The following is a 19038-nucleotide window of genomic DNA, read 5'->3' on the forward strand; positions in this document are numbered from 1 at the left end:
TGCCAGATTAAGAGAATAGTGTATAATATTAATAATTAAATATTGAAAAGGCTTTCTAGGGTTCCGCGTATTTTTTGACGGTCTGGTCCGAGAGAAAGCCCGCAGTTTTTTTGCTGTGTCACGGAAGGATAAAAGCCTGGGAGATGTAACCTCATCTCTTCGGCTTTTTTATTTTGCTTTTTTCAATTTTTGTGTAGGAGGAATTCAAATGAACGTACATTGGAGTAAAGTTGTAATTGGCGCCATTTTTGAAGTGATTTGGGTTATGGGACTGAAGCATGCCGATAATTTAATCACATGGTCCGGAACGATTATTGCCATTATTTTAAGTTTTTATTTAATGATTATGGCAGGAAAACATTTGCCTGTAGGTACTGTTTATGCGGTTTTTGTCGGACTCGGAACAGCCGGAACCGTTATCGCCGAAATTATTTTTTTCCATGAACCTTTTAAACTATCAAAGTTTCTTTTAATTGCTCTTCTACTTGTAGGTGTAATCGGTTTAAAAATCTTTTCTAATGAGACGAATCATGAAAGGGGGAATAGTTAATGGCGTGGATTTATTTAGTTCTTGCCGGTATTTTTGAAATGTTCGGTGTAATGTTCATTAACAAATTGCATAAAGACCGAAATATATTCTCCTTTTTCTTACTCTTTATCGGTTTCGCAGGAAGTTTTCTTTTTTTATCACTTGCAATGCAAACTTTACCAATGGGTACAGCTTATGCAATATGGACCGGAATTGGTGCTTCAGGCGGAGCCATTTTAGGGATGATTTTCTACGGGGAACAAAAAGATTGGAAAAGGATTTTCTGCATAGCATTAGTCGTTGCAGCAGCAGTTGGGTTGAAATTAGTTTCCTAAAACTTATTGTTTTTAGCTCCCTGAATCTATAAAAGAAGCTGACATTTATGTCAGCTTCTTGTCTTTTTGTAATTGTTCGATTACTTTATTGCGCTCCCCACCATCTGATAGTTCCTCGGAAAATTGTTGTTTCCCGCTTTCATTAATTGATTTGTTAGGAGGTAAATTATTATTTGGTGCTGCTTCCTCGTTCCACTTTCCCATGATATCACCTTTCTAGAATACAAGGGTTAGTATGTGTATTCATCTTTACATCATTCATTTAACTACTTTTTTCTTTGTCTTTTCGATTTCTTTCCTTAATTCCATCTGTAAACTCAACAAATTTATATAATAAATAAAAGGGCCAAATTAATATGAGGATAATCCTGAACCATACTTTCTTCTTTGAGACGAGAAGCATAACGATAACGCCAAACAATAAATAAAGACAGAGTTCAAGCATAAACAAATTCCCCTTTCCATTAATTTTCCCCAGCTGTTTCTACATGTTATCCATTCATAACTTGTCTCGTTCTTCATCGTGATCAATTGATAATAAAAAGGCAAAACACTAAAATTTCTAGTGTTTTGCCTTTTTTAAAACCTACATAACCCTTTTAAACATCTTTTCCATATCATAAACCGAATAATGGATTATAATCGGTCTTCCATGCGGGCATGTGAATGGATCGGATGCTTGTCTTAATGAATCGAGTAATGCTTGAATTTCGTCATTTCGCAAATGATGGTTAGCCTTTATCGACCCTTTACAACTCATCATAATGGCCGCTTCTTCTCGCAGCTTTTTAATATCTATTTTTTTCATAGAAAGGAGCTGTTCGATCATTTCTTCAATAATTTCTTGCTCTTCCCCTTTTGGAAACCAAACGGGGTGGGAACGTGCAATAAAGCTGTTATGTCCAAACGGTTCGAGAAAGACTCCGACTTTTTCAAGTTCATTCAGATTTTCTTGTATCTTTATCGATTCATCAGTCGAATATTCTAATGTCAAAGGTACTAGTAAATCCTGCAATTCATTCGTAACTCTACCGACCTTTTCACGAAAGTATTCATATTTAATTCTTTCTTGTGCTGCATGCTGGTCAATGATATATAAACCTTTATCGTTTTGAGCAAAAATATAAGTACCGTGCATTTGCCCGATAGGATATAATGGAGGAATCCTTTCACTCTCTTGAGTTATTTCTTTAAGTTCACTTTCGTCATATACATTCCACCCATTTGTTTCCTCAACTACTTCCGGAAAAACCGGCTCATCATTTGTCATTTGTTGATCGTTATTTCCTACTGTTAGGACGGGTTCATATAATTTTTTCATTTCTTCTTGTGGAAGAAGCTTTTCCTTTTGTGGAACAGAGTATGGATTATTTTTTTTATATTGTTCAATATTGTCTTTTTCAGTTGTTGGCAAATGATCCAAATTCATGAACGTTTGTTCAGCTTTTGGAGTTTGTTTAACAACAGGTGACATCCCATTTGGAATTAACTCACGCTTTTTGAATGCCGTTTTAATTGCATCGGAAATAAGATGATTTAATTCTTGTTCTTTACTAAGTCTTACTTCCAACTTAGCAGGATGAACATTTACATCCACTAGGATAGGATCCATTTCAATTGCTAATAGGACGATAGGGAAACGTCCGATCGGTAATAATGTATGATATCCTTCCTGAATCGCCTTGACAAGTGCATAATTTTTTATAAATCGCCCATTGATCATCGTCGATACATAATTTCTAGAAGCTCTTGTGATTTCTGGCATAGATATATAGCCATTAATCTTAAAATCTAATGACCTAACGGAAATGGGAATCATATTTTTAGCAATATTGACTCCGTAAATAGCAGCCAGTACTTGTCTTACATCACCATTTCCATTTGTTTGTAACAGCGTTCGATCATTATGACGTAATCGGATGGATACTTCAGGATGGGCTAGTGCTAAACGATTCACAACGTCTGTAATATTTCCTAGTTCCGTATGAATCGTTTTCATATACTTTAATCGAGCCGGTGTATTATAAAAAAGATCTGAAATCGTAATGTCTGTGCCGCGTCGACTAGGGGCTTTTTCATGTACTGTTATTTTCCCCCCATCAATCACTACTTTCGTCCCTGGATGTTCCTCTGTAGCGGTGATCATTTCCAAATGGGAGACTGAGGCAATACTCGGTAATGCTTCGCCCCTAAAGCCTAATGTTTTTATCCGAAACAAATCACTTTCATCTTTTATTTTACTTGTTGCATGACGTTGGAAAGCAATTAATACATCGTCTTCTTCGATTCCTGATCCATTATCAATAATCCGAATTTTATTTAGACCCGCTTCCTCTACATCAATTTCAACAACGGAACTACCTGCATCAATCGCATTTTCCACAAGCTCCTTAACAACTGATGCTGGTCTTTCAACTACTTCCCCGGCCGCAATTTTATTTGATAATACATCGTCTAATTGAATAATTTTTCCCACTCGATCTCACCACTTAACCTTTTAACTTTTTTTGCAATTCATATAAAGTATTCATTGCTTGTAACGGATTTAATTCTAAAAGATTAATATCTTTCAGCTCTTCTACAATTTTCTTTTCTTTTGATGTAATCTCTTTTTTTACTTTCGTGTCTGTCTCTTCAAAAAGGGAAAGCTGTTTTAATGAGTGTTCTTCTTTCTTAGGCGCTACTTGCTCATGCTTATTATTTTGGTTCTCTAATTGACGAAGAATTTCATTTGCCCGCACAATCAATTCTTTTGGCAGTTCGGCAAGTTCCGCAACATGAATACCATAACTTTTATCTGCCGGTCCCTCTTTAATTTTATGCAAAAATACTACCGTTCCATTTTGTTCAATCGCGCTAACGTGAACATTTTTTAGTTGTGGGAGTGTTTCGGCCAATACTGTTAATTCATGATAATGTGTCGAGAATAATGTTTTTGCTCCTATTCGCGTATGAATATATTCAATGATTGCCTGTGCAAGCGCCATTCCATCATAGGTAGATGTTCCGCGGCCAATTTCATCAAAGAGGATGAGACTATTTTTTGTAGCATTTGCAATCGCGTTTTTCGCTTCTAACATCTCTACCATAAATGTACTTTGTCCGGAAATTAAGTCATCGGCCGCACCAATACGAGTAAAGACTTGATCAAATATTGGCAAAATCGCCTCACGAGCCGGAACAAAACAACCGATTTGAGCTAAAATTGATGTCAAAGCAATTTGTCGCATATACGTACTTTTCCCTGACATATTAGGTCCCGTAATTAACAGTAATTCTCTTTCCGCATCCATGTAACAATCATTTGGTACGTATTCTTGTGCATTCATTACTTTCTCGACAACAGGATGGCGCCCTTCTTTAATCATTACTTTCCGTTCCAAATTAAATAGAGGTTTAACATAATGTCTTGACTCACTGATCGTCGCAAAACATTGTAATACATCGATTTCGCTCACTATTTTCGCGAGGTTCTGTAGCCTTGGAATGTACTCTTTTACCACTTCACGGATTTGCAGGAATAAATCGTATTCAAGTTCAACACTTTTTTCTTCCGCTTGCAAAATCAATGATTCTTTTTCTTTTAGTTCAGGTGTAATAAACCGTTCTGCATTTGCTAATGTTTGCTTACGATCGTACCGTCCTTCTTCTAGTAAATGTAAATTTGACTTCGTTACTTCAATAAAATAGCCAAATACACGGTTATAACCGATTTTTAACGATTTTATTCCTGTTCTATTTCTTTCTTCCTGTTCAAGCTGAGCAAGCCAATTTTTGCCGTTTCGGCTCGCGTCCCGATACTTATCTAGTTCCTCATTATAGCCGTCTTGAATGATCCCTCCTTCTTTAATAGAAAGTGGGGGGTTATCAATTATTGCTCTCTCAAGAACATCCACTAACTCTTCACACGGATCTAATTGCTCAACGAAATCTAATTCTAGCTGCTCTATTAATTGTCGAATGATCGGTATTTGCTGGAGTGAACTTTTTAATTGGATTAAATCACGAGCATTCACATTTCCAAAAGCTACGCGGCCAGCCAATCGTTCTAAATCATATACTTCCTTTAATTTTTCTCTAATATCTTGCCTTTCAAAAAAGTGCTCGATAAATGTTTCGACAACCAGTTGTCTTTGTTCAATTTCCTTTTGATTAATTAATGGTCGGTCAAGCCAGTGTTTTATTAGACGCCCTCCCATTGCGGTCATTGTTTCATCTAATAACCAAAGTAAAGAACCCTTTTTTCCTTTCGAACGAATGGTCTCTGTAATTTCAAGATTACGTTTTGAATAATAATCTATTTTCATAAATTGATTGATTTCTACAATCGCTACAGGTTGTAAGTGATCTAAGTTTCTTTTTTGAGTACGATACAAATAATTAAATAGGCGAATAATGGATATTCTCATTGAATGCTCGCTAATAGTCGCTAGTAGTTTTCGATAATCCGGTTTCTCGGAAATATCGTCTTCTATGGAAATTGTCGCATTCAAACGTTCTTGTAACATTTTTTGTAAATGATCATTAAATTGTGATTGTACAACTACCTCTTTCGCACCAATAATTGACAGTTCATTTAATACAAGGTCAAAGTGATTCTCAATTATCGTTACACTATTCTCTCCGGTCGAGAGATCTGTATAAGCGATTCCGTATCCATCTTCGAAAGTTGAAATGGCTGCTATATAATTATTTTCCTTTTCTCTAAGACCTTTACCTTCCATTTTCGTTCCGGGAGTAATAAGCTGGACAACTTCTCTTTTTACTACTCCCTTCGATTGTTTAGGATCTTCTACCTGCTCACAAATAGCTACCTTATAACCTTTTTCAATCAATATGTCGATATAATTTGCAGCAGCATGATAGGGAATCCCACACATTGGGATTCGCTCGCTGCCACCGCCATCACGACTCGTTAATGTAATCTCAAGCTCTTGAGAAGCCTTTAACGCGTCTTCAAAAAACATTTCATAAAAATCACCTAAGCGAAAAAATAAAAAGGCATCTTTATAATCTGCCTTTACTTGTAAATATTGTTGAATCATCGGAGTATATTGACCCATAATCTACATAATCCTTTCCGTACAACTTACTATTTGATTCTCCTATTATATCATAATCTATTTATTTTCTTTATTGAAAACAACATTTGGAAACAAATAGTGATACCTTTATTCTTGAGTAAACTCCAAAAATTCAAGACGATTTCCAAATGGATCGCTTACATGAATACGTGACCTACCTTCAATGGCTGGCTCTTCTTTAATATCAATTTGATAAGCAAGTAAAATCCTTTTTAGTTCCTCAAGATTTGTCACAATTAATCCCGGATGAGCTTTCTTCGCTTCTCTAAAATCCTCTTCAACTCCAATGTGCAGTTCTTGATTTCCGCATTGAAACCAGCAGCCCCCACGTCCTTTTAAAATTTCCGGCTTCTTAATTTCAGGTAATCCAAGGATCGTACCATAAAAAAATCTGGCTTTCTCTTCACAACCTTTTGGAGCAGCTAATTGTACATGATCAATACCATTAAAAAGAAATTTCATCAATATTACTCCCCTTTACGATATATTTACATATATCATAATTCTATTGCAGAAGGAATGCACTTACAGAAAACTTATGGGAAGTCATAAGAATTTAATAATTTCATACAAAAAGAAAAACTAGGAGAGTTTCTCCTAGCCCTAATTTCAATATTATGCGTGCTTATTCCTCTTCCGAACCTACTAAAAAGTCTGGATTTAGTTCTTCAAATTCTTCATCTAGTTCATCTTCCCAATCCTCATCATCACAGTCACGGCCCTCTGGATCAATAGCTACACATATTTTTGTTTCCCCAATTACTTCAACAAGGAATTCTCTTTCACTGTTGACAATCACTTTATTGCCATTTGGTGATATTACTGCTTCGATACAATTAGGTTGCTGCAGTACTCTTGCAACAACTTCCTTATCGTCAAGGCAATCCGGGTCACGATAATTCAATTTAACAATATCACAGTATTCCACTTTTTCTGTGACAACAGATGTTTTCGTATTGTCACTATGAGAATACCAGACATTTATATCGTATGAGCCATTTATTTCTACCTTTTTATCAACTTTTTTGGCTTCATACTTATGGTTTATAATCCAGCCACCTAATATGCTCGATGGATGATGCGGTGGACAGATCGTATGATTGGACTGTGTAAATTTACGTCCTTTCGCAACGACTGCTTTAGTTATTATTTCTCTATATTCTGCCATTCGAGCGAAACCTCCTCATTTATTTTCATTTCATCCTATGCATGGCAATCGTCTATTGTGCGAATAATTTCTTGATTCCCTAGGTCTGACTAATTGCTGTACATTTATTGTGAACAACTAGTTTAGAAGATCTCTGCTAAGTAAAATTACTAAAAAGTTTATGGGTTATTTCATTATATGTAAACAGGATGGTTGTGTTCTAGGCGCTAGGTTTTTAACGTACATTAATTCTTTTTTTGTTTTATAGAAAAAAAAATAAGCCATCAACTTGATGGCTTATCTATATTAATCACATCTACCTGCTGTACTGTTTCTCACTTTAGAGCCTGTTTCACCTGCTAGCAGGTCACCTCCAGTAGAAGTAATAATTTCGTCTGTTACGGTACTTGAAATAGTTGCAGCAACAATTTGTAATAAATCATTTACATCAGCTTGTGATTGTTTAAATTCCTGCACAATAGGAATTTCATCCAACTCTTCTTCAATTTTCTCGATTTTTTCCTCTACCATTTTTAATGCTTCTGTTTTTCCATAATGCTGAAAGTTTACCGCTTGCTTTTGTAAACTCTTAATGCTTGCAATCATTTCACGAACTTTTTGATTTTCATTGATTTGTGCTTCAGCACGTTTAAAAAAGTCAACTTCTTCTGTTTCCGAGATCATCTTTGCTACTTCTGTTGCGCGTTCAACAATTTCATCTTTCGTATAACGTTTCATCAATTATTTCACCTCTACCGCTTCTATTTGTTCAACCATTTCACCATTCAATGACCATGTTTTAGCATCCGTAATTTTTACTTTAACTAGTTGGCCAATCGCTGATTTAGGTCCAATGAAGTTTACAAGTTTATTTTTTCGAGTATATCCGGCTAATACATCGGGATTGTTTTTACTTTCACCTTCAACTAACACTTCGACGATTTGTCCTTTATACTTTTCTAGAGCTTCTTTCGATAATTGATTCACTAAATCGTTTAATCGTTGCAGTCTTTCTTTTTTCACTTCCATCGGTACATTATCTTTCATTCTTGCAGCTGGGGTACCTTCACGTGGTGAATAAATAAATGTATAAGCCATTTCAAACCCAACTTCACGATACAATGAAAGTGTTTCTTCAAACTGTTCTTCTGTTTCATTTGGGAAACCAACGATAATATCAGTCGATAATGCTACATCAGGGATCGCTTCTTTAATTTTTTCAACAAGTTCTAAGTAGCGTTCACGTGTATATTTACGAGCCATGATTTTTAATACATCACTCGAACCTGATTGAACTGGTAAATGAATATGTTCTACTAAATTCCCTTTTTTTGCTAACACTTCAATTAAACGGTCATCAAAATCACGCGGATGACTAGTAGTAAAACGAATTCGTGGAATATCTATTTTTCGTAATTCATCCATTAAATCTCCAAGACCATAATTCATGCCTTCTAAATCTTTCCCGTAAGCATTTACGTTTTGTCCTAGAAGGGTAACTTCTTGATAGCCCTGTGCAGCTAAATGGCGTACCTCTTGAATGATATCTTCAGGACGTCTACTACGTTCTTTTCCTCGTGTATATGGAACGATACAGTACGTACAGAATTTATCACATCCGTACATTATATTGACCCAAGCTTTAATATTTCCTTTACGTACTTTTGGAAGGTTTTCAATTACATCCCCTTCTTTGGACCATACTTCAACAACCATAGCTTTTGACATATATGCTTCTTTCAAAATTTGTGGCAAACGGTGAATATTATGAGTCCCAAAAATCATATCGACATGTTGATGTTTTTCAAGAATCTTATTAACTACTGATTCTTCTTGGGACATGCAACCACAAACACCGACTAGTAAATCCGGTCGTTCCAACTTCAATGGCTTTAAATGTCCAATTTCACCAAATACTTTGTTTTCTGCATTTTCACGAATGGCGCAAGTATTGAGGAGAATTACATTTGCGTCATCTACAGAATCAGTAGGCTCATAGCCTAATTGCATGAAAATTCCAGCCATTACTTCTGTATCATGTTCATTCATTTGACATCCGTATGTACGGATATAAAATTTTCGTCCGTTACCCATCCCTTTAAATTCTTCTGAAATATTAAAGTCTTTATGATATTTAACTTCTTCTTTCCCGCGTCTTTTTGCCTCTTTAAGATTTGGCGGGATATAAACAGATTGAAAATACTTGCTATAATCCTTTTCGGATTTTTTGTCCGCAGGATTCGTAGTGTTTACTTGTTGTCCCTCTAGTCGTTGCTTCTCGTTCATGGAAATCCCCTTTCTTATCGGTTGATTCTATTGTATAATGAAAAAATTTTCTTCACATTTCATTATAATTACTAATATACACATTATTCTAGTATAAAGGCTTTTGCAAATGAACACAATACTACTTGGTTTTTGTCGAAAAAAGGTCAAATAATAGAAAAAATAAAAGGAGCTTAGTAAATACTAGGCCCCTTGAATAGTTTATGTTTGTGTTATCTTGGTTCGACGATTAACTTAATCGCCGTCCTTTCTTCCCCTTCAATTAAAATATCTGTAAAAGCCGGAATACATATTAAATCAACACCACTAGGTGCAACAAAACCTCTTGCAATAGCAACAGCTTTTACGGCTTGATTTAATGCCCCCGCACCAATTGCTTGGATTTCCGCCCCACCTCTTTCACGAAGAACACCGGCAAGTGCACCTGCTACAGAATTAGGATTAGACTTTGCTGAAACTTTTAATATTTCCATTTCTTCTCCTCCTTGTATTTTCCCAATACCGAATGTCCAATTTGTGTGAACAATCCTGGTATAATCATTCCATTGCTACTATATTCACACAAAATCAATTCTATTCCGGCTTGTTCGAAAAAAGAGGATGTTTTCATGAAAATAATTTACTCCGATATAAATAAATGGTCGTCATTAATAAGAATTGTTTCTATTTTATTGGCTTTACCAGTCTTCTTATCCAAGTCAATTAGACAGGCACTAAGCTGCTTTCTACCATCTTTTGGCACTTCAAATCTTACAGGAAGACTCGTTATAAATTTCTTTATAACAGCTCCACGTTCCATACCTAAGATCCCATCATAAGGACCTGTCATTCCTACATCAGTTAAATATGCTGTTCCATTCGGTAATACCCGATTATCTGCAGTTTGTACATGTGTATGCGTACCAACTACTGCGGAAACTTTACCATCTAAAAACCAGCCCATTGCCTGCTTTTCACTTGTTGCCTCTGCATGAAAATCAACAAAAATAATATTGGTTTTCATTTTTGCTTTTTTAATCAGCTCTTCGGCCTTGTGAAAAGGACAATCAATTGCCGGGAGAAATGTACGCCCTTGCAAACTAATAACCGCCGCTTCAATTCCATTAACTTTTATAAAAGATAATCCTGTTCCGGGAGTCCCTTCTGGAAAATTACCCGGTCTTACCAAGTTTTTAGCTTTGTCAATAAATTCAAATATGTCTTTATTGTCCCATGAATGGTTACCTAAAGTAACCATATCTGCCCCATCGTTTAAAAATTGCCGATAAATTTTTTCGGTAATTCCCCTGCCTCCAGCAGCGTTTTCACCATTGATAATCGTTAATTCAGGACGATATTTTGATTTTAATTTAGGCAAGTATTCAGAAATCATTTCTCGTCCAGGGGATCCAACTACATCCCCTACAAATAATATTTTCATATATGTGTTACCTCTCTACTCTTGGATAAATCTTAAATGTAAAAATTATGTACTTATACTATTATTGCACGAACTTTTCATTTATAACAAATCCGAAAATAAAATAAAGCGGTGTAATGTACACCACTTTATTTTGCATATTCAACAGCCCTTGTTTCACGAATAACTGTTACCTTTATATGTCCAGGATAATCTAATTCCCCTTCAATTCGCTTTCGTATATCACGAGCTAAGCGATGTGCTTCAAGGTCATTGATTTGTTCCGGTTTTACCATGATTCGAACTTCTCGTCCTGCTTGTATCGCAAATGATTTGTCAACACCATCATATGATTCCGATATTTCTTCTAGCTTTTCAAGTCGTCGAATATAATTCTCTAATGTTTCACTACGAGCTCCAGGTCTTGCTGCCGATAATGCATCTGCAGCGGCAACTAATACAGAAATAATGGAAGTAGGTTCAGTATCACCATGGTGAGAAGCTATGCTGTTAATAACTACTGGATGTTCTTTGTACTTTGTTGCTAGCTCAACACCAATTTCCACATGACTTCCTTCAACTTCATGGTCAACGGCTTTTCCAATATCATGAAGAAGTCCTGCACGACGCGCAAGTCTTTCATCTTCCCCTAATTCAGCCGCTAAAAGTCCTGATAAATGAGCGACTTCAATAGAATGTTTTAATACATTTTGTCCGTAACTTGTACGGAATTTCATACGACCTAAAATTTTGATTAGATCTGGATGGAGACCATGTACATCGACTTCAAAAGTAGTCTGCTCACCGATTTCTCGGATATGTTCGTCTACTTCTCGTCTAGCTTTATCCACCATTTCCTCTATTCGTGCTGGATGGATGCGGCCATCTTGAACTAGTTTCTCCAATGCGATACGTGCTGTTTCTCTACGAATAGGGTCAAAACCTGAAAGGATAACCGCTTCAGGAGTGTCATCTATTATAAGGTCAATACCAGTCAACGTTTCAAGCGTTCGAATATTCCGTCCTTCACGACCGATTATTCGTCCTTTCATTTCATCATTCGGCAGATTCACTACAGATACTGTTGTTTCTGCAACATGTTCCGCAGCACATCGTTGAATGGCAAGTGAAAGGATATTTTTCGCCTTTTTATCCGCTTCTTCTTTCGCACGATTTTCACTTTCTTTAATCATCATTCCTAAATCATGTGAAAGCTCATTCTCTACCTTTTTGATAATAATCGATTTTGCTTCATCACGGGTAAGGCTGGAGATACGTTCTAGTTCAGATTTTTGTTTCTGTACCATCTCATCCACTTTGCTTTCCATCGCTTCTATATGTTGTTGTCTTTGATTAAGAGAGTCCTCTTTCTTTTCAAGCGTTGCTTCACGCTTATCTAAAGATTCATCTTTGCGGTCGAGGTTCTCCTCCTTTTGCAATAATCGATTTTCTTGTTTTTGCAATTCATTTCTTCGTTCACGAAGTTCACTTTCAATATCAGTACGAAGTTTATGATTTTCATCCTTCGCTTCTAACAGGGCTTCTTTCTTCAAGGCTTCCGCCTCTCGCTTTGCATCCTCAACAATTTGTTCAGCTGCATTTTTTGCTCCTGCTATTTTTGCTTCAGCAATGGATTTGCGTAAAAGATAACCAACAACTACACCGACGAGGCCAAGCAAAATGGAGATGATTACATTAATTGGTTCCATCATTTCACCTCCTCTTGCTATGAACTTTTATCATGTCTCAAACATGTCGGCTGCTACATTGTTACATAGGTTTCAATATACAGCGCTAGGGCTTCAAAATCAATTTTAAAAAAATAAAATTATACATACTAATTTTATAGTTGTGTCATTTTATTGTCAAGGGCTTATCCTTGTTTATTAACATTATATGTAAAAAAACGTGAGATTTTAACGAAAAATGCGATTATTCAATAAGCGTAAAAAAATGCAAAGTCTCATTTAACGACTTTGCATTCATTATACCTTATAAATCTAGCTCTTCTTGTTCTTCTTCTATTGGAGCTACTTTTTCATCATCTAAACCATAATGATCACGGATTTTATACATAACTTCATCGCGAATTGCCGGATTTTCTTTTAGGAAAAGCTTCGCATTTTCACGACCTTGACCTAATCGCTCATCATTATATGAATACCATGATCCGCTCTTCTGAACAATATCAAGTTCAGAAGCCATATCAATAATTTCACCTTCTCTAGATATCCCTTCACCATACATAATATCTACTTCAGCTACACGGAAAGGCGGTGCAACCTTGTTTTTTACTACTTTTACTTTTGTTTTATTACCGACAATGTCATTGCCTTGCTTTAATTGTTCGGCACGACGTACTTCAAGACGTACGGAAGAATAGAACTTCAATGCACGTCCTCCTGGTGTTGTTTCAGGATTACCGAACATAACGCCTACTTTTTCCCTAATTTGGTTGATGAAAATCGCAATTGTTTTTGATTTATTGATAGCACCTGAAAGCTTACGCAATGCTTGGGACATCAGACGCGCTTGTAAACCGACATGTGAATCTCCCATTTCCCCTTCGATTTCAGCTTTAGGTACAAGTGCAGCAACTGAATCAATAACGATAATATCAATTGCACCACTTCGTACAAGAGCTTCAGCAATTTCAAGAGCTTGCTCACCAGTATCAGGTTGGGACAAAAGCAATTCATCAATATTTACGCCTAATTTTTGGGCGTATACAGGATCAAGTGCATGTTCAGCATCGATAAAAGCTGCTTGACCGCCCTTTGCTTGTACTTCGGCTATTGCATGCAGAGCTACTGTTGTTTTACCTGAACTTTCAGGGCCGTATATTTCAATTACGCGGCCTCTTGGATATCCACCCACACCTAATGCAACATCAAGTGCAAGTGAACCACTAGGAACTGTTGAAATTCTTCTATCTGTTTGTTCTCCAAGTTTCATAACGGAACCTTTTCCGAATTGTTTCTCTATTTGTTTTAAAGCCATTTCTAGGGCTGCTTGACGATCACTCACTATATTTCCTCCCTTATCTTTGCACAATTTAAACGGATTTGTTTATGCAAATCTACTTTCTTTAACTATAACTGTTTTTTACTAGTTTGCCAAGTAAAAAGTCGAACATTTATTCGTCTATTTTAATCAATAAAAATGGGTGGTTTTCAAATTTTCTCCTAAGGAAAATTAAAAAGTTACTTGAAATGGGTGCTAACAATGAAATAATAGGAAAAAAACAAACAAAAGAATGGCAAAGCCATTCTTAAGATGTAAGTTCATTAATTAAATAATGACAGCCATATTTCACCGTTCTTAAACGGTTACTATTTCTTGAACTAGCTAGTTCTAATAGATAGGTTTTGGTTGTTTTATTCTTTTGGGCAATGCCAATCCATACAGTTCCCGCCGGATTTCCTTCTAATGAATCCGGTCCGGCAACTCCAGTAAAACTGATCCCAATAGTAGAATCTAGTATTGACATTATATTTTCAGCTAATTCAGCCGCACATTCTTTACTTACAGCGCCAAATTGGGAGAGTGTTTCTTTTTTAACGTTCACTAGTTTCATTTTTGCATCATTTGTATAACAAACGACTCCACCTTTTAATATGGAGCTAACTCCAGAAAAGTTCCCGATATTTGCTTGAAATAAGCCAGCAGTTAGGCTCTCTGCACATGCAATCGTTTGGTTATTTTTATTTAATAGCGTAATTAGTTCTTGCATCAATGATGTATCATCATACCCATAGAAATAATCACCAACTCGACGAAGAATTTCTTCCTCCGTCTGTTGTATTAACCTCCACGCCTCACTACTTGATTGATGCTTGGCAGTAATTCTCAAGGTCACTTCACCTTCGGATGCTAACGGAGCAATTGTAGGATTTGTTTGACGATCCAAAATATCTATAATTTCCGTCTCCAACTGCGATTCCCCTATCCCGAAGAAACGAAGAACTCTAGATTCTATTTTTTGATGTTCATCTAATATCTCTAAAATTGCATTTCTACCATAGTTTATAAACATAGGTTCCATTTCATGTGGTGGACCCGGCAGGAGCATATAGAAATGCTGCCCATTTTTTAAAAACATTCCCGGAGCCATTCCATTCTCATTCGGTAAAACTTTCGCATCTTCTATCACTAGCGCTTGCTTTTTATTATTCTCTGTCATAACACGTTTTGTTCTTTGAAAATATTGTTCAATTGATTCCATTGCTTCTAAATCAGTTACGAGTTTTTTACCAATATGGGCTGCAATCGTTTCTTTCGTTAAATCATCTTTCGTAGGTCCAAGTCCACCTGTAAAAATAATTAAATCCGCTCGTTTTTCAGCAATTACTATACTCTCCTTTAAGCGACCCGCATTATCGCCGACAACTGTTTGGTGAAAAACATTTACGCCAATTTCAGCTAAGCATTTTGAAATATATTTTGCGTTTGTATTAACTATTTGGCCGAGTAAGAGCTCTGATCCTACTGCGATAATTTCTGCCTTCATTAAAGTCTTCCTCTCTATTAAAATTACGTTTATTTTGAATTAACAAAGATATGACGATTTTTATATAAATAATCCCACCCAGACCAAATGGTGAAAAATAATGAAATCCATAGGGCAATATTCGCTAACGGAAATCCGCCTTCACCAAAAGGAAAATTATGTAGAAGCATTAAAGCAATAGCAATAGTTTGAGTCCACATTTTTATTTTCCCTGGCATTGCTGCCGCTACAACTTCTCCCTCACTTGCTGCTAAAATAGCTCTTAATCCGGTTACAGCGAATTCACGACTGATAATTATAATAATAATCCAGGACGGTGCAATACCAAGTTCGACTAAAATAATAAAAGCTGCCGAAACAAGTAATTTGTCCGCTAATGGGTCTAAAAACTTTCCTAAATTCGTTACTAAGTTATGTTTTCTTGCATAATGACCATCAATAAAGTCAGTTACAGATGCAACGATAAAAATTAGCGCAGCAACAAAATGGGTAACAGGCATTTCAGCGTTGATTAGCTCAATATTTCCCCAATTTAATGGGGCAACCATAATAATAACAAAAATAGGTATTAAACAAACTCGTAATACAGTGATTCTATTTGGTAAGTTCACAAATCTTTCCTCCGTTGTCTATACTTATCCATTAGGAAAAGCTTTTCTTATTTAGATATTATCCCTTAACAAATTGATCATTTGCAAGAAAAATAGCCATCAATTGATGACTATTCAGTTTTTGATGGTTCAAATTGAATTGTTATTTTTTGTGTATAGTTATCATTTGGATAATCAAATTTTTCACCATTAATATAAATCTCTGTTTCAGGAGTTTTTCCAATATTAAAGGTTACTTGTTTTTCTTTAGTTAAATCAATTATTTGGCTTTGTCCATCTTTCAAAATTCCATTGAAATATGAATGACCTGAGTCATTTGAAACACCAATCCATGCTTCACCAGTGGATGATAACTTAACTTCAAATTTATCAGTGTTTACTAATTGATATGTGGAATATTTCCCGCTAGTATTAACAACTTTTAATTTTTGTTTTGGTTCTTCAACCGTTTTATTTTTTTTATCTTGTGTTTTTTCTACACTGTTATTATCTTTATTATTATTTTGTTTGTTAGTCTTTTCTGCAGGCTTATTGCTTTGCTTAACCTCAGTAGACTCGATCGGAGTTTCTTTTGTTCCTCCGAGTTTTTCATTATTGTTTGATCCCGAATATTTTGTATATAAAAACCAGATAAGAAATATTGCAGCAATTATAAACACAGCTACTAATATTTTCGGAAATATATCTAGAATTTTCGAAGAACTTACAGGAACGGTTTTTCTCGATTGAACACGAGAAATTTGTTCCGGCAATTCTTCGTGATATACTTCCGGAACTTCATTTTTATACTCATCAAAAACTTGTTCTGTTTCAAGTCCGACAGCTTCTGCGTATTGTTTAATGAACGCCCGGACATAAAACTTACCAGGCATCATATCATAATTTCCTTCTTCAATACCTTTTAAATAACGCTTCTGAATTTTTGTCATTTCTTGTAAATCATCTAAACTTAAACCTTTTGCTTGCCTAGCTTCTTTCAGGCGACTTCCTAATTCTGTCACGCATTAACACCTGCCAATCTAATAATCAAATCCTCCAAAACCCGAACCGCTAAAAAAATTATTATTTTCAATCACTTCATATGTAATTTCTTGATTAGGGATATCACGTAATTCTATGATATAGTCAAAGTCTTCCAATGAGTATTCAGTATTTTGGACGAATACATCAGGATGTTCAATTACCTTAACAGCTGATAGACGCATAATTTCTCTAACTAGTTGCCAATGTCGCTCATCTGCACGTTGGGTTGAAACAATTCCATCTAGGATAAAAATATTATCAGAACTATATTCGTCTTTAATTAATTGATTTCGAATCGTTTGTTTTAATAATGTAGAAGATACAAATAGCCATTTTTTATTCGCGCATACACTGGCAGCAACTACAGATTCTGTTTTTCCTACACGTGGCATTCCTCTGATTCCTATCAATTTATGACCTTCTTGTTTAAACAACTCGGCCATAAAATCAACAAGTAATCCTAATTCATCGCGAATAAAACGAAAGGTTTTTTTATCATCAGCATCTCTTTGAATATAGCGCCCATGTCTGACAGCTAATTTGTCACGTAATTTTGGTTCGCGTAATTTTGTTACTTTAATTGTTTCCATAGTCGCTAAGATTGATTCTAATCTTTCGATTTGTTCTTCATTCTTCACTAATAACAAAAGACCTCGTCTTCCATCATCTACGCCATTAATACTAATAATATTTATAGAAAGCATACCTAATAAGGATGAAATATCACCTAATAACCCTGGTCGGTTTATTTGAATTTCATATTCTAAATACCATTCTTTACGATCCATATAAACCCCCACCAATCTTTTTAAATCATCTAGCTTATATGATAAATGATTTTACTATAAGATGAAAGGAAAAAGTAGCCTATTATGTAAGAAATGAAAAATTGAAAACAATTATATATAACTAGACAGTCGTTATTTTCTTCAATCAATATATATAATTATATTCGGTTTTATATATAAAAAAAGAGGGGTTATTTCCCCTCATGTTGTTCTGATTCTATTAGTGTGTGCCATTATTTTGAACAAGCTTTACCATTACGTTAGCAATTGCTTGCTGTTCTTCTTGAGAAGCAACAGACCATAGGTCAGAAAGTACTCTTTGTTGCTCATTTTTAGGATCAACTTGTTGTGAAAGATAATCCCCTACTTGTTCAGCCAATTGATTAATTGTTTCTTGAGACATTCCTTGTTGTTTAGCTTGGTTTAATCGATCACCAAGAAAATCTTTCCATTGGTTCCAGTTGTCTAATACTGACATTGTTCAAACCTCCTTAATAGTAAGTTCCAAATTATTTTCTCTCAAGGGGGTTTATTTTATACATAATTTTTTATGTGTACCAGCCACCGTTAACGGACAAAACTTGTCCGGTTATATATGATGATTTTTCTGAAAGTAAGAAGGAATTAACACTAGCCACTTCATCAGGACAAGCTAATCGTCCAATCGGAATTTCATCTTTAAGCTCCTGTTGTTCTTCTTTTGAAAACATAGCAAGCATGTTCGTGTCAACAGCACCAGGTGCAACCGCATTGATGCGTACTCCATTACGAGCTACTTCTTTACTTAAAGCTTTTACAAAAGCAAGCTGAGCTCCTTTAACAGTCGAATAAGCAACTTCACATGATGCACCTGTTTGGCCCCATATCGAACTGACCAATACGATTTGGGAGGATGAATTTCTCATTAATTTTGGTAATAGATCTTTAATAATTTTCATAGGTGCAAATACATGTACTTTCCACATTTTCTCAAGAATATCATCGGTCGTATCAATAAATAATCCATAATAGGAAATTCCGCTGACATAGCAAATGGCATGAATGTGAAATATATTATTTATAAGTTTTTCAATTCCTTCATCAGTTGAAAGATCTGCTTGAATGGGGATTAGTTCCACATTATATGGCTCGAGTTCATTTAATAATTGCTTTATTGCCACTGTATTTCGATTGTAGTGTAAATATAAATTCCACCCCTTTTTCGCCAATTCAATGGCCGTTGCTTTCCCTATTCCCCCGCTTGCACCAGTTACTAATACGAATTTTTTCATTTTTCCTCTCCTAATTCACATAACGTTGAAAAAGAAAAACTCGGAATATCCGAGT

20 protein-coding genes and 1 riboswitch are annotated in these 19038 nt (G+C 35.5%); of the genes, 2 read left to right on the top strand and 18 right to left on the bottom strand.

Annotation, left to right across the window (positions count from 1 at the left end; translation table 11 throughout):
* The first annotated feature begins 44 nt into the window (after nucleotides 1-44).
* Nucleotides 45-145, top strand: a riboswitch (guanidine-I (ykkC/yxkD leader).
* A gap of 63 nt (nucleotides 146-208) precedes the next feature.
* Nucleotides 209-550 (top strand): DMT family transporter, encoded by a 342-nt coding sequence (locus B5V89_RS03935; protein WP_108070576.1) that lies wholly within the window; start codon nucleotides 209-211, stop codon nucleotides 548-550.
* Nucleotides 550-864 carry a DMT family transporter gene (locus B5V89_RS03940; protein WP_108070578.1) on the top strand — a complete coding sequence of 105 codons (315 nt, stop codon included), beginning with the start codon at nucleotides 550-552 and terminating at the stop codon, nucleotides 862-864. Before B5V89_RS03935 ends, B5V89_RS03940 begins: the two co-directional genes overlap by 1 nt.
* Before the next feature lie 45 nt (nucleotides 865-909).
* On the opposite strand, the gene B5V89_RS20020 is transcribed toward B5V89_RS03940, so the two are convergent.
* From B5V89_RS20020 to ymfI, 18 genes are all read right to left on the bottom strand, one after another.
* Nucleotides 910-1068: a hypothetical protein gene (locus B5V89_RS20020; RefSeq protein ID WP_181294603.1), complete on the bottom strand. Its 159-nt coding sequence runs from the start codon at nucleotides 1066-1068 to the stop codon at nucleotides 910-912.
* 58 nt (nucleotides 1069-1126) lie between these two features.
* On the bottom strand, nucleotides 1127-1309 hold the full coding sequence (locus B5V89_RS03945) for a hypothetical protein (RefSeq protein WP_066233290.1): 183 nt from the start codon (nucleotides 1307-1309) through the stop codon (nucleotides 1127-1129).
* A gap of 141 nt (nucleotides 1310-1450) precedes the next feature.
* On the bottom strand, nucleotides 1451-3340 hold the full coding sequence (gene mutL, locus B5V89_RS03950) for a DNA mismatch repair endonuclease MutL (protein ID WP_108070580.1): 1890 nt from the start codon (nucleotides 3338-3340) through the stop codon (nucleotides 1451-1453).
* A gap of 13 nt (nucleotides 3341-3353) precedes the next feature.
* Complete coding sequence (gene mutS / locus B5V89_RS03955; protein ID WP_181294604.1) at nucleotides 3354-5927, bottom strand: DNA mismatch repair protein MutS; 2574 nt, start codon at nucleotides 5925-5927, stop codon at nucleotides 3354-3356.
* Nucleotides 5928-6035: 108 nt separating this feature from the next.
* Nucleotides 6036-6410: a VOC family protein gene (locus B5V89_RS03960; protein ID WP_108070584.1), complete on the bottom strand. Its 375-nt coding sequence runs from the start codon at nucleotides 6408-6410 to the stop codon at nucleotides 6036-6038.
* A gap of 163 nt (nucleotides 6411-6573) precedes the next feature.
* Nucleotides 6574-7116 (bottom strand): outer spore coat protein CotE, encoded by a 543-nt coding sequence (locus tag B5V89_RS03965; RefSeq protein WP_108070586.1) that lies wholly within the window; start codon nucleotides 7114-7116, stop codon nucleotides 6574-6576.
* 285 nt (nucleotides 7117-7401) lie between these two features.
* A complete protein-coding gene (locus B5V89_RS03970) occupies nucleotides 7402-7833 on the bottom strand; it encodes a YlbF/YmcA family competence regulator (RefSeq protein ID WP_066233275.1) in 432 nt (143 codons plus the stop codon).
* A 3-nt stretch (nucleotides 7834-7836) separates the two neighbouring features.
* Entirely contained in the window at nucleotides 7837-9381 is a 1545-nt protein-coding gene (miaB, locus tag B5V89_RS03975; protein ID WP_108070588.1) for a tRNA (N6-isopentenyl adenosine(37)-C2)-methylthiotransferase MiaB, read from the bottom strand.
* Between the two features lie 212 nt (nucleotides 9382-9593).
* Entirely contained in the window at nucleotides 9594-9854 is a 261-nt protein-coding gene (gene spoVS, locus B5V89_RS03980; protein ID WP_058002725.1) for a stage V sporulation protein SpoVS, read from the bottom strand.
* 146 nt (nucleotides 9855-10000) lie between these two features.
* Nucleotides 10001-10801, bottom strand: coding sequence for a TIGR00282 family metallophosphoesterase (locus B5V89_RS03985; RefSeq protein WP_108070590.1), 801 nt, complete (start codon nucleotides 10799-10801; stop codon nucleotides 10001-10003).
* A gap of 128 nt (nucleotides 10802-10929) precedes the next feature.
* The gene (rny, locus tag B5V89_RS03990; protein ID WP_066233264.1) at nucleotides 10930-12489 is read right to left on the bottom strand and encodes a ribonuclease Y; all 1560 of its coding nucleotides are present in this window, start codon (nucleotides 12487-12489) and stop codon (nucleotides 10930-10932) included.
* 283 nt (nucleotides 12490-12772) lie between these two features.
* Entirely contained in the window at nucleotides 12773-13807 is a 1035-nt protein-coding gene (recA, locus tag B5V89_RS03995; RefSeq protein ID WP_066233261.1) for a recombinase RecA, read from the bottom strand.
* A 244-nt stretch (nucleotides 13808-14051) separates the two neighbouring features.
* Nucleotides 14052-15290 carry a competence/damage-inducible protein A gene (locus tag B5V89_RS04000; protein ID WP_066233258.1) on the bottom strand — a complete coding sequence of 413 codons (1239 nt, stop codon included), beginning with the start codon at nucleotides 15288-15290 and terminating at the stop codon, nucleotides 14052-14054.
* Nucleotides 15291-15319: 29 nt separating this feature from the next.
* Nucleotides 15320-15901: a CDP-diacylglycerol--glycerol-3-phosphate 3-phosphatidyltransferase gene (gene pgsA, locus B5V89_RS04005; protein ID WP_066233255.1), complete on the bottom strand. Its 582-nt coding sequence runs from the start codon at nucleotides 15899-15901 to the stop codon at nucleotides 15320-15322.
* Nucleotides 15902-16011: 110 nt separating this feature from the next.
* Nucleotides 16012-16902, bottom strand: coding sequence for a helix-turn-helix domain-containing protein (locus B5V89_RS04010; RefSeq protein WP_108070592.1), 891 nt, complete (start codon nucleotides 16900-16902; stop codon nucleotides 16012-16014).
* An 18-nt stretch (nucleotides 16903-16920) separates the two neighbouring features.
* Nucleotides 16921-17712 (bottom strand): DUF3388 domain-containing protein, encoded by a 792-nt coding sequence (locus B5V89_RS04015; protein ID WP_066233250.1) that lies wholly within the window; start codon nucleotides 17710-17712, stop codon nucleotides 16921-16923.
* Nucleotides 17713-17932: 220 nt separating this feature from the next.
* Nucleotides 17933-18190, bottom strand: coding sequence for a DUF3243 domain-containing protein (locus tag B5V89_RS04020; RefSeq protein ID WP_066233246.1), 258 nt, complete (start codon nucleotides 18188-18190; stop codon nucleotides 17933-17935).
* Between the two features lie 70 nt (nucleotides 18191-18260).
* Entirely contained in the window at nucleotides 18261-18983 is a 723-nt protein-coding gene (gene ymfI, locus B5V89_RS04025; RefSeq protein ID WP_108070594.1) for an elongation factor P 5-aminopentanone reductase, read from the bottom strand.
* Between the last annotated feature and the right edge of the window lie 55 nt (nucleotides 18984-19038).

It is taken from the genome of Heyndrickxia sporothermodurans (assembly GCF_003055045.1).
Lineage (GTDB): Bacteria > Bacillota > Bacilli > Bacillales > Bacillaceae_C > Heyndrickxia > Heyndrickxia sporothermodurans.

What these genes read in the sequence shown, in the direction of transcription:
- B5V89_RS03935 (WP_108070576.1), top strand. Translation starts at nt 209, where the DNA reads ATGAACGTACATTGGAGTAAAGTTGTAATTGGCGCCATTTTTGAAGTG.
- B5V89_RS03940 (WP_108070578.1), top strand. Translation starts at nt 550, where the DNA reads ATGGCGTGGATTTATTTAGTTCTTGCCGGTATTTTTGAAATGTTCGGT.
- B5V89_RS20020 (WP_181294603.1), bottom strand. Translation starts at nt 1,068, where the DNA reads ATGGGAAAGTGGAACGAGGAAGCAGCACCAAATAATAATTTACCTCCT.
- B5V89_RS03945 (WP_066233290.1), bottom strand. Translation starts at nt 1,309, where the DNA reads ATGCTTGAACTCTGTCTTTATTTATTGTTTGGCGTTATCGTTATGCTT.
- mutS (WP_181294604.1), bottom strand. Translation starts at nt 5,927, where the DNA reads ATGGGTCAATATACTCCGATGATTCAACAATATTTACAAGTAAAGGCA.
- B5V89_RS03960 (WP_108070584.1), bottom strand. Translation starts at nt 6,410, where the DNA reads ATGAAATTTCTTTTTAATGGTATTGATCATGTACAATTAGCTGCTCCA.
- B5V89_RS03965 (WP_108070586.1), bottom strand. Translation starts at nt 7,116, where the DNA reads ATGGCAGAATATAGAGAAATAATAACTAAAGCAGTCGTTGCGAAAGGA.
- B5V89_RS03970 (WP_066233275.1), bottom strand. Translation starts at nt 7,833, where the DNA reads ATGAAACGTTATACGAAAGATGAAATTGTTGAACGCGCAACAGAAGTA.
- miaB (WP_108070588.1), bottom strand. Translation starts at nt 9,381, where the DNA reads ATGAACGAGAAGCAACGACTAGAGGGACAACAAGTAAACACTACGAAT.
- spoVS (WP_058002725.1), bottom strand. Translation starts at nt 9,854, where the DNA reads ATGGAAATATTAAAAGTTTCAGCAAAGTCTAATCCTAATTCTGTAGCA.
- B5V89_RS03985 (WP_108070590.1), bottom strand. Translation starts at nt 10,801, where the DNA reads ATGAAAATATTATTTGTAGGGGATGTAGTTGGATCCCCTGGACGAGAA.
- rny (WP_066233264.1), bottom strand. Translation starts at nt 12,489, where the DNA reads ATGGAACCAATTAATGTAATCATCTCCATTTTGCTTGGCCTCGTCGGT.
- B5V89_RS04000 (WP_066233258.1), bottom strand. Translation starts at nt 15,290, where the DNA reads ATGAAGGCAGAAATTATCGCAGTAGGATCAGAGCTCTTACTCGGCCAA.
- B5V89_RS04015 (WP_066233250.1), bottom strand. Translation starts at nt 17,712, where the DNA reads ATGGATCGTAAAGAATGGTATTTAGAATATGAAATTCAAATAAACCGA.
- B5V89_RS04020 (WP_066233246.1), bottom strand. Translation starts at nt 18,190, where the DNA reads ATGTCAGTATTAGACAACTGGAACCAATGGAAAGATTTTCTTGGTGAT.
- ymfI (WP_108070594.1), bottom strand. Translation starts at nt 18,983, where the DNA reads ATGAAAAAATTCGTATTAGTAACTGGTGCAAGCGGGGGAATAGGGAAA.